Origin of the sequence: Streptomyces amakusaensis, assembly GCF_039532665.1 — a bacterium.
Classification (GTDB): Bacteria; Actinomycetota; Actinomycetes; order Streptomycetales; family Streptomycetaceae; genus Streptomyces; species Streptomyces amakusaensis.
Genome location: NZ_BAAASB010000013.1, coordinates 112,786 through 125,755 on the forward strand (window position 1 = coordinate 112,786; position 12,970 = coordinate 125,755).

A 12,970-nucleotide genomic window follows, 5' to 3' on the forward strand; every position below is an offset into this window, starting at 1 on the left:
AAAGGGTGACCACCATGGCTGGACAGACCGGACTCGATCCGCAGGCGACCGCCGACACCGAATGGGAGCTGTTCCGCACACTCCCCGCACGGCAGCAGCCCGAATGGCCCGACCGGGACGCGCTGCGCGACACGCTGCGCGCGCTCCCGCCGCAGGATCTCGTGAGCCGTGAATCGGTGAACGAACTCAAGCGCGAACTCGCCCATCTGGACGCGGGCGGCGGGCTGATCCTGCAACTCGGCGACTGCGTCGAGAACATCGAATCCGATGTGAACACCGACACGCGCAATATGATCGCCTTCCTCACCCACTTCCGCTCGCATCTGCGCACCCGTACCGGCCGTCATGTCGTCGGCGTCGGACGGTTCGCCGGGCAGTACGCCAAACCGCGCTCCCAGGACCACGAGGTGGTGGACGGGGTGACCCTGCCCAGCTTCCGCGGTCCCATCGTCAACTCCCCGTACCCGTCGGAGCAGGCGCGCAGGCCCTCGCCGGTCCGCGTCGCCGAGGCGCACGCCGCCTCGGTGACGTCGTACGCGGCGATCGCGGACTACCACCGGGCGACCGCGAACCTCGACCCCGTCTGGTCGAGCCACGAGATGCTCCTGCTGGACTACGAACTCCACTTCCTGCGCCGGGGCGAGGACGGCCACCATCTCGCCAGCACCCACTGGCCGTGGATCGGGGCGCGCACCCGGCAGCACAACGGGGCGCACATCGCCGTCGCGGCCGCCCTGAGCAACCCCGTGAGCGTGAAGATCGGACCGGACACCTCGCCGGAGGTCGCCGCCGAGCTGGCCGCCACCCTCAACCCCCGGGACGAGCCCGGCAAGGTCACCTTCATCAGCCGTATGGGCCACACCCAGGTGGAGCGGCTGGCGCCCATCGTCCGGGAGGTGCGCCGGCGGGTCGAGCATGTGCACTGGATCAGCGATCCGATGCACGGCAACACGGTCACCAGCTCGTACGGGTTCAAGACGCGCCATGTCGAGCACATCGCCGCCGAACTCACGGCCTTCCAGCGGATCCTCCTCGACGCGGGGCAGCGTCCCGCCGGTCTCCATCTGGAGGCCACCCCCGACGATGTGCACGAGTGCACGGAGAACGGCGACGAGCCGCGCGACCCGGCCCGGTACCGGTCGCTCATGGACCCCCGGCTCAACCCCGAGCAGACGGCACAGGTCCTGAGCCACTGGTTCATCTGAACCCGGCTGAACCAGGCTGAACCAGGCACTCGAAAACGGAGAAGCAGAGCCCATGACACGTTCCATCCTCGACATCGAAGACGCCGCCACGACGACCACGACGATCGACCCCGAGGAGTTTCTGCGCGCCGCGCTGCGCTGGCACTTCTCGGAGGAGACCGGTTCCCCGCTGTGGCTGGCCCTCGCCAAGGAACTCGACTTCGATCCGCTGACCGACATCCGCACCTTCGCGGACCTCGGCAGATTCCCCGACATAGCCGCGCAGCTGCGCGACCGGCCCGTCGAAGACCTGATCCCCCGGGGGCTGGCGGACGATCCGCCGCCCTCCGTCTTCGAGACCGGCGGCACCACCGGGTCCCCCAAGCGCCTCCTCTACACCGAACGCTGGGTGAAACGGGCCCTTCGCTGGAAGACGGCCGAACTCCGGGAGGCGGGGTTCCCCGTGGGCCGGCCCTGGCTGGTGGCGATGCCGTCGGGTCCGCACGCCTTCGGACACACCACCCGTCTCCAGGCCAAGGCCCTGCGGTCCGTCCTCCACACCGTGGACCTCGACCCGCGCTGGGTGAAGAAGCTGATCGCGGCGGGCCAGAGCCCCGCCCCGTATCTGGCGCATCTGATCGACCAGTTCGGCCACATCATCCGCTCGCAGGACATCGCCGCCATCACCACCACACCGCCGATCTTCTCCGAACTCCTCCTCCACGAGGAGCTGGCGGAACGGCTGCGCGGCTCGCTCAAGTACCTGGCCTTCGCCGGGGCGCACCTCGACGAGGACACGTACGACCTCATCGCCGAGACCCTGCCGGACACCGTGATCCAGAACATCTACGGCAGCACGATGATCCTCACCACCGCGAGGCCGCGCCCCGCCACCGAGGCGTCGGCGACCGTCTACGACGGCTACTCGCCGTTCGTCAGCTTCGCCGTCGTGGACCCCGAGACCCGGGAGCCCGTGGAGTTCGGCGAGCGGGGGCAGGTACGGATGACCCATGTGAGCAGCGGGATGTTCATCCCCAACAACTTCGAGCGGGACTCCGCGATCCGGGTGCCCGCCCCCGAAGGGGCCGTCGGCGACTCCCTCAGCTCGCCCGCGCCGCTCGCCGCGTTCGACGGCGAGCCCGTCATCGAGGGGGTGTACTGATGAGCACCGGCCCCTCCCCCTCCGGAGACTTGCTCGCGCTGCCGCTGCTCACCCACCGGGGCACCCACAGCACCCGTGCCCGGGAGATCGTGCACGGCGTCGACGGCCGCCCCCTCGCCTCCCTCTCCCTCAGCCCCGATCTGCTCATCTCCCAGAGCGTCCTGGCCCAGGGGCGCGCCTCCCCCCTGGCCCCCGAGGAACGGGCCCAGCGCCTCCTGGAGGCGTCCCGGCGATTCCTGGAGGACGACCTCGGCGGGATCTCCTTCGCCCGGCACCTCACCCATGTCAACCGGGTCTCCGGGCACAACGCGCCGCTCACCGAGCAGCTGAGCCGCGCCGTCGCCGCCGCGATCGCCGAAGCGCCCGCCCGTGCCGACCGCGCCAGGCCCAACGGCTCGCTCCGCTCCTGGGAGGAGGCCGCCGAAGGCGGCGGCAGCGGCGTCTGGACCCGGCGTGGCGAGACCCTCGCCGCCGTCCTCTCCGGCAACGCCCCCACCATCCAGAGCGGCTGGCTCCAGGCCCTCGCCCTCGGCTACCGGGTCGCGGTGCGCCCCTCGCGCCGCGAACCCTTCACCGCCCACCGGGTCGTCCTCGCGCTCCGCGCCGCCGGTTTCCCCGACACCAGCGTCACCTGCCTCCCCACCACCCACGAGGGGGCCTCGACCCTGCTGCGCCGCGCCGACCTGGGCTTCGTCTACGGCGGGGAGGACGTCGCCGCCAAGTACGGCGCCTCGCCCACCATCAAGGTCGGCGGCCCCGGCCGCTCCAAAACCCTCGTCGCCCACGACCGTCTCACCGCCGAGACCCTCGACTCCGTCGCCCACTCGGTCACCGCGCTCTCCGGCTCCGCCTGCGTCAACACGACCGCCGTCCTGGTCGAGGGGGACCACGAGCGCTTCGCCCACGACCTCGCCGCCCTCCTCCGCGAACGCGCCGGGGACCACCAGACCACCGACCATCACCTCGGCCCCCGCGTACCCGCCCGGTCCGCCGACACCCTCATCGGGCATCTGGAACGCACCGCCTCCCACGCCCGCCCCGCGATCCCCCTCGAAGAGATCGCCACCCCCCACCCGGACGGCGGGGTCGTCCTCGGTCCCGCCGTCTTCACCCTCACCGATCCGCATGACAGGCTCATGGCAACAGAGCTGCCCTTCCCCTGCGTCTGGGTCGCCCCCTGGACCAGGGCCGACGGCATCGCCCCCCTGCGCGACTCCCTCGTCATCAACGCGATCACCCGGGACGCGGACCTCATCAACACGCTCCTGCACGAGCCGAGCGTGAAGAACGTGCACGTCAACGCGCCGACCGTGCACAGCGACGGGAACCTTCCGCATGAGGACTACACCGGGGACTTCCTGATGCGGAACAAGGCGGTGGTGTCCTTCTGAGGGCCCCGCCCACCGGGCCCTGAGCACTGAGCACTGAACCCGACCCCGCCGTGTGACGGCGGCGGGGTCGGGTTCTCGCTCGTGCAGCCCTCGGGGCGTGGCGGTCACGCCCCCCGCTGGGCCGCCATGACGTGATCGCGGGCGCCTTCGACATGCGCGGTGATCACGCGGCGCAGCGCGGCGGCGTCACGGTCGCGCAGGGCGTCGACCATCCGCTGGTGTTCGTCGTCGATGCGTTCGAGGTCGTGGCCCGAGCGCACCCAGCGCCGGCTGTACGGCTCGACCAGGTGCAGCAGCTGGTCCACGAAGCGCAGGGTCAGCCGCTGCTCGGAGAGCGCGTAGACCCGGCGGTGGAACTCGTAGTTGAGGGTGGCCCGGCTCGCGGCGTCGGCACCCTGGCGGCGCATCTCGTCGGCGAGGTCCTGGAGTTCGTCGATGTCCCGGTCTCGGGCGCCGCGCACGATCTCTTCGGCCAGGTGCGGTTCCATCTGGAGGCGCAGCTCGAAGAGTTCGGCGATCTCGCCGTGGCTCAGCTCGGCGACGACCATGCCGCGCTGCGGCTGCAATTCGATCAGCCCCTCGGCGGCCAGCGCGTGGAGGGCCTCGCGCAGCGGGATACGGCTCACCTTCAGCTCGGCCGCGAGCTTCTCCTGCACCAGACGGGTGCCCGGGAGCAGTCCGCCGTCGCGAATGGAGGCGCGGAGCCGTTCGGCGATGACGCCGGCGCTGTTGCTCGTGCTGGGGGTGCGGGCTGCTCGGGTCACCTCGGAACTCTACCCCTTGTGTATCCACGCAGCGGCTGTATACATTCCCTTTCCTGTCCGCAGCGAATGTATACAGTCGCTGCGAATCTCGCGTTCGCGCCACCAGAAAGGGTTGCCGGATGTCACGTGCCGTCGATGTCGCCGTCATCGGAGGAGGACTGCTCGGGCTCGCCACGGCCCGGGCCCTGCTGAGGGCCCGGCCCGACCTGTCCGTCACGGTCCTGGAGAAGGAGGCACGCTGGGGCGCCCATCAGTCCGGGCACAACAGCAACGTCATCCACAGCGGTCTGTACTACGCGCCCGGCTCCCTCAAGGCCCGGCTGGCCCGGGCCGGCGGCGAGGAGATGATCCGCTACTGCGAGCAGCACGAGGTGCCCGTCAAACGCACCGGAAAGCTCGTGGTGGCCACGTCCTCGGCCCAGCTCCCCGGCCTGGACGCGCTCGCGGAGCGCGGCCGGGCGAACGGTGTCACGGTGCGGCGGCTGAGCCGCGCCGAGTTCGCCGAGCGGGAACCGCATGTCGCCGGGGTGGCCGCGCTGTCCGTCGCCGACACCGCGATGACCGACTTCGCCCAGGTGTGCCGGGCGCTGGCGGCCGAGCTGACCGGCCTCGGCGCAGAGCTGCGCCTCGATTCCCCGGCGCTCTCCTTCACCGCCGCCGGGGACCGGACCGTGATCGCCACCCCCGGCGAGGAGCTCCGGGCCCGGACCCTCGTGAACTGCGCGGGCCTGCACAGCGACAAGATCGCGGCGGCGGCCGGTGACCGCCCGTCGGTACGGATCATGCCCTTCCGCGGCGAGTACGCCGAGATCAGGCCCGGCCGCCGAGGGCTGGTCAACAACCCCGTGTACCCCGTACCCGATCCCGAGCTGCCCTTCCTCGGGGTGCACATCACCCCCATGCTCGACGGCTCGGTCCATGTGGGGCCCAACGCGGTGCCCGCGCTGGCCCGCCAGGGCTACCGCTGGCGCGATGTCGACCCCCGCATGATGGCCGAGCTGCTGCGGGACCCGGCCCTGCGCCATCTCGCGCGGCGCTTCTGGCGGCACGGGGTCACCGAGATCAGCCGGTCGCTCTTCTGGCCGCTGTTCGTCCGCGACGTACGCCGTCTGGTCCCGGAGATCGAGAGCAGGGACATGCGGCGGCACGGAAGCGGCGTACGCGCACAGGCGGTCACGGCGGACGGGCGGCTGGTCGACGACTTCGTCATCAGCCGCACCCCGCGCGCCGTCCATGTGCTCAACGCGCCGTCCCCCGCGGCCACGTCGAGCCTCCGCATCGGGAGCCGGATCGCGGCCGACGTCTTCGAGCAGCTCGGCCTCGATGTGGCCGCGGCCTGACCGCTCCCCGCCGGCCCAGGACCCCCACCCCCACCCCCACCCCCACCCGTTCACGCCCTTCCCCGTACCTACCTCTCTTTCAACGGTGATCGAGGACAGCACATGGCGAACACCCCGCACACAGCCGCTCAGGACCCCGGACCACCCCCCGCCGTCGCACGCCGCCGCGTGGCCACCGCCACCATCGTGGGCTCCGCGCTGGAGTGGTACGACTTCTATCTCTACGCCTCCATGGCCGCGCTGGTCTTCGGCAAGATCTTCTTCCCGCAGTCCGACGACTCGACCGGCACCATGGCCGCCTTCGCGACCTTCGCGGCCGGATTCCTGGCCCGCCCGCTGGGCGGCGTCCTCTTCGGCCACCTCGCCGACCGCATCGGCCGGCGGAACGTACTGATCGTCACCTTCGTCCTGATGGGCATCTCCACCGGCCTGATCGGACTGCTGCCCACCTACGAGACCGCCGGCATCGCGGCACCCGTCGCCCTGGTGGTCCTGCGCATCCTCCAGGGCCTCGGCGCCGGAGCCGAGTACAGCAGCGCGGCCGTGGTCGCCTACGAGCACGCCGACGAGAACCGGCGTGGCCGCCAGGGCGCCTGGCCGGCCCTGGGGCTCAACCTCGGACTGCTGCTGTCCTCGCTGACCGTCACCGTGCTCACCACCCTGGACGAGGAGACACTCCTGACCTGGGGCTGGCGCGTACCGTTCGTCGCGAGCTTCGCCCTCGCGGGCGTGGGCATGTGGGTGCGGAGCCGGGTGCCCGAATCACCCGACTTCCACAAGACGAAGGAGCAGCGGAAGCAGGACGCCGCCTCCCAGATACCGTTCGTCACCCTGCTGCGCGAGCAGCGCCGCAGCCTCCTCACAGTCCTGGCCGTCTCGCTGGGATACAACGCCCTCAGCTACATCTTCAAGACCTTCTCCCTGGCCTACCTCTCGGACTTCCAGGACGTGTCGGCGAGCGTCGGCGCGTTCGGCGTCACCCTCGCCAGCGCCACCGCCATCGTCACCGTCCCGCTCTTCGGCTGGGCCAGCGACCGCTTCGGCAGCCGCAAGGTGCTCGCGGGCGGCGGCATCGCCTCGGCGCTCTTCGCCTTCCCCTTCTTCATGCTCCTCGACACCCAGAACTCCATCGTGATCTGGCTGTGCCTCATCATCGCCACAGGCGTACTGGCCCCGGCCATGTTCGCCCCCCAAGGTGCCTTCCTCTCCCGCCAGTTCCCGCCCGACGTCCGCGTCAGCGGAGTCGGCACCGGCCGGGAGATCGGCGCCGCCCTCTCCGGCGGTCTGGCCCCCCTCGCGGCCCTGGCCATCGTCGGCGCGAGCGCGACCCACGCCACCTGGGGCGTCTCCCTCATCCTCATCGCCGGAGCCGTCATAGTCGTCATCGGCGCCTTCTTCGACCAGGGCACCCGCCCGCCCGCCCCACCCTCCACGCCCGCCGCCCCCGCCGCCCCCGCCGCACCGGCCACCGGGCAGGACCCCGACCAGGCATCGGCCCGGGACGACGACCGCGTGCCCCAGGCCCGCTGACGCCCAAGCAGCTCGGCCCGGACCGAACACGGTCCGGGCCGACGGTCGTACCCTCCCCGGGCAGGGTCAGACGGTGGTGGGGCGGTGTGCGGAGCGGCCGAGCTGGTGCACAGTCCAGCCGGCACGGGCCCAGCCGGCCGGGTCGACGGCGGTGCGAATGTCGACGAGGACGGGGCGGCGGACGAGACCGGCGGACGCCACGGGGAGGGACGGGTCCTTCGTGTACTGGGGCCATTCAGTGGCCAGGACCACGAGATCCGAGCCGGCCAGAGCCTCGCCGAGAGTGTCGGCGTAGGTGTATTCGGGGTGCAGACGGCGGGCCGCCGGGACGGCTTCGGGATCGTGAATGACCGTGCGAGCGGCGGCATCCTGAAGGAGTCCGGCCAGACGGAGGGCGGGTGAGGAGCGGACATCGCTGGTGCCTGCCTTGAAGGAGGCACCGAGTACGGCGATCGTGGCGGTGCCGAGCGGGCCTCCGTGGGCGTGTTCGACGAGAGCGCGGGCGGCGTCGAGCCGACTGTGGTTGATCTCCTCGACGGCGGTCAGGAGCGCGGAGGCACCAGTGGCGCCGAGTTCGCCGACGCGGTGGGTGAAGGCGGCGACGTCCTTGGGGAGGCAGCCCCCGCCGTAGCCGATGCCGGGCCGCATCCCCGCGTGGCCGATGCGGTGATCGATCCCGATGCCGTGGGCGACGGTGGCAACGTCCGCGCCGGTGATCTCGCAGATCTCGGCCATGGCGTTGATATAGCTGATCTTGGTGGCGAGGTAGGCGTTCGCGGCGCTCTTGAGGACCTCGGCGGTGGCGGGGTCGGTAACGATCAGTTCGGCGTCGCCGCGTTCGAGGATCGGCGCGTACACCTCCCGTACGGCCTTCTCGGCGGCGGAGGTGGTGAGACCGGCGACGATCCGGTCGGGACGGAGGGAGTCCTCAATGGCGTGGCCCTCGCGCAGGAACTCCGGGTTCCACACAAGGTCCACCCCGCCCTGGGCGTGCTCGGCGAGGATGGTCTGGAGGTGAGCGACGGTGCCGACGGTGACGGTGGACTTGCCCACGACAGTCGCCGGGCGCTTCAGCAGCGGGGCGAGGTCACGTACGGCTCCGATGATCTGGCCGGTGTCGTAGCCATGGCCGTCGGAGCGGATCGGAGTGCCGACCGCGATGAAGTGGAGGTCGGCGAAGTCGGCCGCCTCGGCGAGGTCAGTGGTGAACCGGAGCCGACCGGTCGGGACGTGCTTGGCCAACAGGTCGTCAAGGCCCTTCTCGTAGAAGGCGCCGCGTCCGGACTGGAGGATCTCGCAGGTTTCCGGGTTGAGTTCGACGCCGATGACCTCGTGACCGAGTTCTGCCATCGCGGCGGCGTGCGGGGCTCCGAGGTGCCCGCAGCCGATCACCGAAACACGCATGACGCTGTCCTTGGGGTGGGTGCTGTCGCAGAGGCGCTCCGTGATCCGGGCACCTCCACGACGCTATCCCTCTTCGACATCAGGGAGGTTCGGCTTCAGGCCGGTTGACAGTCAGAAGGTGACGTCCAGGAGCTTGCACAGGTGCTGGAGGGCGGGAGTCGCCTCGGCGCGGACGATGGTGTCGCCTTCGCGGGCTCCCTCGATCGGGTACTCCTCGAAGGTGCCGTTCTCCATCAGGCCCTCAGGGTCGACGTAGAAGATCTTCATGCCCTTGGCGCGGGCGCGGGCCTGGACGGAGCGCCGGTCGGCGTGCAGGCCGATCACCAGGAGGGCGCGGGCCTGGTCGAGGAGCGGTACCGGGGGGATCTTCTGGTCGTACCGGCGGACGAAGACCTCCTTCAGTCCGGCGCGGGCTGCGAGGACGTCGAAGTTGTGGGTGATGACCGGGCCGATCATGTGACCGGCGGTGTGCAGGGCCTTGAGTGCCCGGTGGGCACCGGTGGGTTCGGCAGTGAAGCAGGCCGCGAACATCCGGGTCAGCGACTCGGCCTTGCTCGGGGCGTCGAGCAGCATCTCCCGTACGAGGCTGTCGGCCTGCGGAGTGAGGGTGAAGCCGTGGGACTGGGTGAGCGCGTTGTCCTTCCGGGCGGTGACCCGGTAGACCTCGTGGAGGTAGTGCAGCGGGGGAATGCCCGCCTCGATCGAGGTGCCGCACCCGACCTCGACCTGGAAGGGGAGATGGCTCAGCAGCCCGGACAGATCCTCGGCGAAGGCCGGGGCACCGCGCTGCTCCTTGATCCGGATGCCGCCGGCGAGGACGTCCCAGGGCAGGTTCCGCAGGCGGCGGGGAACGGTGTAGCCCTCGGAGGTGATGAGGACGTCCAAGGTTCGGAAGCCTGCGGAGACGGTCCGGTCCGCGCGTTCGTCCTGGGGATGGGTGTCGTACTCGGTGAGGGTGGTGACGAGGTCGCCGTGGTGCCGGCCGGTACTACCCCGACGCCACCGGCCCTGGCCGAGCCAGCCGTCGAGGTCTTCGGCGTAGGTGTGGATCTCGCTGTCCGGGGCCGTGAACGACACGTACAGATACAGGTCGGCGAGGACGAGCCTCGGGACGGGGAAGGTGTAGTCGAGGGCGTAGGTGTAGCGGTAGTGCACAATCCGCCGACGGCCGGAAGCGTCCTCGCTCCAGCCGGACTGCTCGGCGTTGGCGGGGACCTGGGTCCGGCGCCAGATGCCCTCCTCGACGCTGCGGGGCCGCTCGTGCCCCTCACCCTCGAAGAAGGTCTTCCAGGTCATCACCTGGTCGTCGGACAACTGCTCGATGACGGGATACGGCAGATACACAGGTGCTCCTTCAGGGCTGAGGGGTGGTGGTGCGCGCGGGATTCCGGGAGGCCGTTGGCCACGAGAGCCGCCTTCGGCCGGTGAGCCGACGGCACACCACCAGAGCACCACCCGAACGGCCCTGCCGGTGATCGACTACCGCGCCCCGCACACCGCGTGCAGATGCTGCAAACGCCGTCGGCGCAACCGTCCCCGTGCCCTACCGTTTGGGCCTCAACCCGGGCGTGTGGGAGGGCTGATGCTCACCTCTGACTCAGATATCTGGGCCACCCGCGAGGCGCGCGAGCATGTCGAACGCCGTGCCCCAGGCCGCCTCGTCAGGCTCGGCCGTCATCGCCTCGGCTGGCGGCAGACCGACCTCGGAGTGCGGATCGGCTGCTCCGCCTCCACCGTCTCCCGGCTGGAAGCCAACAGGCACCCCGCAGACATCCGCCTGCTGACGGCTGCCGCGACCGCCGTCGGACTGCCGCCCACTCTTCTGGCGGCAGCCTGCGGCATCACCACCGGAGCCGCTCCCCGTCCCATTAGAGTGGCGCCGCACGCTCCGCCCGCCGAGGAGGACCCTATGCATCGCCGTACCCTGCTCACCGCCGCAGGCACGGCCGTGCCCGCCTCCCTGCTCCTGGCGATCGACGACGCCCTCGCCCTCACTCCCAGCGGTGCCGGTGCCGGTGCCGTGCCGGTCGACCAGCGTCTCGGCCAAGCCCGGAAGATGTGGGACACCGGCCGCCATACAGCCCTCCTCGCGGAGCTGCCCGGCCTCCTCGGCGACGCCCACCGGGCCGCCCGATCCCGCACCCCTCTGGACCAAGCCCGGCTCTCCGCCTGCTATCTCCTCGCCACCCAGGTCCTGGGGAAGATCGGCCGCTACGAACGGGCCCGGCTCACCGCCGACCGCGCCACCACCTACGCCGCTGTCGCCGAGTCCCCCATCGCAACCGCCGCAGCCGCCCGCGAGCTGTCGATCGTCCTGCGCCACCAAGATCAGCCTGCCGCCGCCCAGCGCTTGGTCCTGGCAGCGCTCACCGAGGTCGAGGCCACCGGCCTGACTACCGGCGCGCAGACGGCGGCGTACGCGCAGATGCTGTGCACCACCGCCTACACCGCCGCCCGCACGGGCGACCGGACCCGGGCCCTGGCCATGATCGCCGAAGCCCGCCGGGCCGCCCACCGGCTCCCCGACACCGTCGTGGCGGGTCGCCTCTTCCGTATCTCACCGGCCAGTGCCGACCTCTATGCCGTCGGCGTCCACTGGGCCCTCGGCGACGCCGGGGCCGCGCTGGAGGCCGGGCGGCATCTGCGGCCGGACCAGTTCCCCACCCCCGAACGCACCAGCCGGATGCACACCGACCTCGCCCGCGCCTGGTGGCAGTACGGCAAACCGGAACAGACGGCCCGGGAACTCCTCGCCGCGCTGCGCGTCAGCCCGGCAGAGGTCCGCGACCGCCCCTCCATCCGCACGATCGTCGGCTCACTGTCCTCTCGGCATCCCCGCACCCCCGGGGTCCGCGAACTGACGCTCGCGCTCGCCCGCTGACCCACAGCTGGCGTGTGGCGGAATCCCGCCGGCGGCCTCAGATCCGCGAGTTGCGCAGCGACTGCCACGCGGCGCCGGCCAGCGCCCGCGTCGACCGGGGGACCGACAGCCTCTCGTGCTCGCGGTACAGCTCCCAGTTGTACCGGACCAGGGACAGCTTGTTGGAGGAGAGCGATCCCGCCTGGTGGGACCTGTACACCGCGAGCGGCTCGGTCAGGCCCCGGGCGTCGGCGCCGTCGCGCATGATCGACAGCCAGAGGGCGTAGTCCTGTCGCTTACGCATCTCCGGCATGAGCCGGGTGCCCAGGACGGTGCGGTCGTACATGGCGGTCAGGGCGCCGATGTGGTCCCGGACCAGCATCGCGCGGTAGTCCACGTGTTCCCGCGCGCGGACCACGCGCCCGTTCGGGGCGAAGTCGGTGCTCTCACCCCCGTAGTCGGCGTCCATCTTGAAGTACGAGGTGAAGGTGAGAGGCGCACTGCCCGCCGCGGCGAATTCGATCTGCCGCGCGGTCTTCTCCGGAAGCCACATGTCGTCGCTGTCGAGAAAGGCGATGTAATCCCCCCGGGCCCGCTCGATGGCGAGGTTCCGCGCCCGGCCGGCACCGCCTTGTTCCGGTGCCGATTCCACCAGGACGCGCTTGTCCTGCCGGGCGAACTCCATGAGCAGGTCCATGGAGCCGTCGAAAGACTTGTCGTCGGTGACCAGGAGCTCAAGGTCGCTGTGAGTCTGCGTGAGCACCGACCGGATCGCCGCGCCGAGAGTGGCCGCCGAGTTGTACACCGGCATCACGACAGAGACCAGAGGCACAGCGCTTCTCCTTGTGAGGTGGGGCAGACGAGTCGGGCTGTACGCCGGGTTCTGTGCCCCGGGACCTCGCGGTCGTCGGGGCGACGGCCATCCATCTAGGACCGGTGTTGCCACCGGCCTCGTGCGGTCTACCCGCGGACTCGGGCGGGCAGCCCTCGAACGTCCGCGCAGGGCCGCCGGTTGGGGCGGCCCCTCTTGACCTTGCTCCGGGTGGGGTTTACCTAGCCGCCTGGGTCACCCCAGGCGCTGGTGGTCTCTTACACCACCGTTTCACCCTTACCGGGGTCCGTACGCGTACGGTCCCCGGCGGTCTGTTTTCTGTGGCACTGTCCCGCGGGTCACCCCGGGTGGGCGTTACCCACCACCCTGCCGTGTGGAGCCCGGACGTTCCTCGGGGGGATCCGGAGATCCTCACGCGGCCGTCCGCCCGGCTCGTCTGCCGTGTGGACCATGCTACCCGGCGGGGGCGGGTGGGTTGACCTTGTCGCGACGTCATGGTTTCC

The 12,970-nt window shown here is 70.9% G+C and carries 10 protein-coding genes and 1 other RNA gene; 6 read left to right on the top strand and 5 right to left on the bottom strand.

What is annotated here, in order from left to right:
- Positions 1–14 precede the first annotated feature (14 nt).
- Genes ABD371_RS23280 through ABD371_RS23290 form a run of 3 tightly spaced genes read left to right on the top strand, consistent with a single transcriptional unit; the run spans position 15 to position 3,737 of the window.
- Positions 15–1,205 carry a 3-deoxy-7-phosphoheptulonate synthase gene (locus tag ABD371_RS23280; protein WP_344479803.1) on the top strand — a complete coding sequence of 397 codons (1,191 nt, stop codon included), beginning with the start codon at positions 15–17 and terminating at the stop codon, positions 1,203–1,205.
- A gap of 52 nt (positions 1,206–1,257) precedes the next feature.
- Entirely contained in the window at positions 1,258–2,346 is a 1,089-nt protein-coding gene (locus ABD371_RS23285) for an AMP-binding protein (RefSeq protein WP_344479804.1), read from the top strand.
- Complete coding sequence (locus ABD371_RS23290; RefSeq protein WP_344479806.1) at positions 2,346–3,737, top strand: aldehyde dehydrogenase family protein; 1,392 nt, start codon at positions 2,346–2,348, stop codon at positions 3,735–3,737. Before ABD371_RS23285 ends, ABD371_RS23290 begins: the two co-directional genes overlap by 1 nt.
- Positions 3,738–3,841: 104 nt before the next feature.
- Here ABD371_RS23290 and ABD371_RS23295 read toward each other — a convergent pair whose 3' ends face one another.
- Positions 3,842–4,501, bottom strand: coding sequence for a GntR family transcriptional regulator (locus ABD371_RS23295; protein WP_344479807.1), 660 nt, complete (start codon positions 4,499–4,501; stop codon positions 3,842–3,844).
- A 119-nt stretch (positions 4,502–4,620) separates the two neighbouring features.
- Between ABD371_RS23295 and lhgO the strand changes: the two genes are divergently transcribed.
- Entirely contained in the window at positions 4,621–5,841 is a 1,221-nt protein-coding gene (lhgO, locus tag ABD371_RS23300) for an L-2-hydroxyglutarate oxidase (RefSeq protein WP_344479809.1), read from the top strand.
- 102 nt (positions 5,842–5,943) lie between these two features.
- Positions 5,944–7,371, top strand: coding sequence for an MFS transporter (locus tag ABD371_RS23305; protein WP_344479811.1), 1,428 nt, complete (start codon positions 5,944–5,946; stop codon positions 7,369–7,371).
- A gap of 66 nt (positions 7,372–7,437) precedes the next feature.
- Here the strand turns inward: ABD371_RS23305 and ABD371_RS23310 are convergent, their stop codons facing one another.
- The gene (locus tag ABD371_RS23310; protein ID WP_344479812.1) at positions 7,438–8,775 is read right to left on the bottom strand and encodes a UDP-glucose dehydrogenase family protein; all 1,338 of its coding nucleotides are present in this window, start codon (positions 8,773–8,775) and stop codon (positions 7,438–7,440) included.
- 111 nt (positions 8,776–8,886) lie between these two features.
- Entirely contained in the window at positions 8,887–10,119 is a 1,233-nt protein-coding gene (locus ABD371_RS23315; protein ID WP_344479814.1) for an SIR2 family protein, read from the bottom strand.
- Positions 10,120–10,357: 238 nt separating this feature from the next.
- Here ABD371_RS23315 and ABD371_RS23320 point away from each other — a divergent pair, with 238 nt between their 5' ends.
- A complete protein-coding gene (locus tag ABD371_RS23320; protein WP_344479815.1) occupies positions 10,358–11,656 on the top strand; it encodes a helix-turn-helix domain-containing protein in 1,299 nt (432 codons plus the stop codon).
- A 37-nt stretch (positions 11,657–11,693) separates the two neighbouring features.
- Here the strand turns inward: ABD371_RS23320 and ABD371_RS23325 are convergent, their stop codons facing one another.
- Positions 11,694–12,467, bottom strand: coding sequence for a glycosyltransferase family 2 protein (locus tag ABD371_RS23325; RefSeq protein WP_344479817.1), 774 nt, complete (start codon positions 12,465–12,467; stop codon positions 11,694–11,696).
- A gap of 24 nt (positions 12,468–12,491) precedes the next feature.
- Positions 12,492–12,902: RNase P RNA component class A (rnpB, locus tag ABD371_RS23330), an RNA gene on the bottom strand.
- Between the last annotated feature and the right edge of the window lie 68 nt (positions 12,903–12,970).

What these genes read in the sequence shown, in the direction of transcription:
- ABD371_RS23280 (WP_344479803.1), top strand. Translation starts at nt 15, where the DNA reads ATGGCTGGACAGACCGGACTCGATCCGCAGGCGACCGCCGACACCGAA.
- ABD371_RS23285 (WP_344479804.1), top strand. Translation starts at nt 1,258, where the DNA reads ATGACACGTTCCATCCTCGACATCGAAGACGCCGCCACGACGACCACG.
- ABD371_RS23290 (WP_344479806.1), top strand. Translation starts at nt 2,346, where the DNA reads ATGAGCACCGGCCCCTCCCCCTCCGGAGACTTGCTCGCGCTGCCGCTG.
- lhgO (WP_344479809.1), top strand. Translation starts at nt 4,621, where the DNA reads ATGTCACGTGCCGTCGATGTCGCCGTCATCGGAGGAGGACTGCTCGGG.
- ABD371_RS23305 (WP_344479811.1), top strand. Translation starts at nt 5,944, where the DNA reads ATGGCGAACACCCCGCACACAGCCGCTCAGGACCCCGGACCACCCCCC.
- ABD371_RS23310 (WP_344479812.1), bottom strand. Translation starts at nt 8,775, where the DNA reads ATGCGTGTTTCGGTGATCGGCTGCGGGCACCTCGGAGCCCCGCACGCC.
- ABD371_RS23320 (WP_344479815.1), top strand. Translation starts at nt 10,358, where the DNA reads ATGCTCACCTCTGACTCAGATATCTGGGCCACCCGCGAGGCGCGCGAG.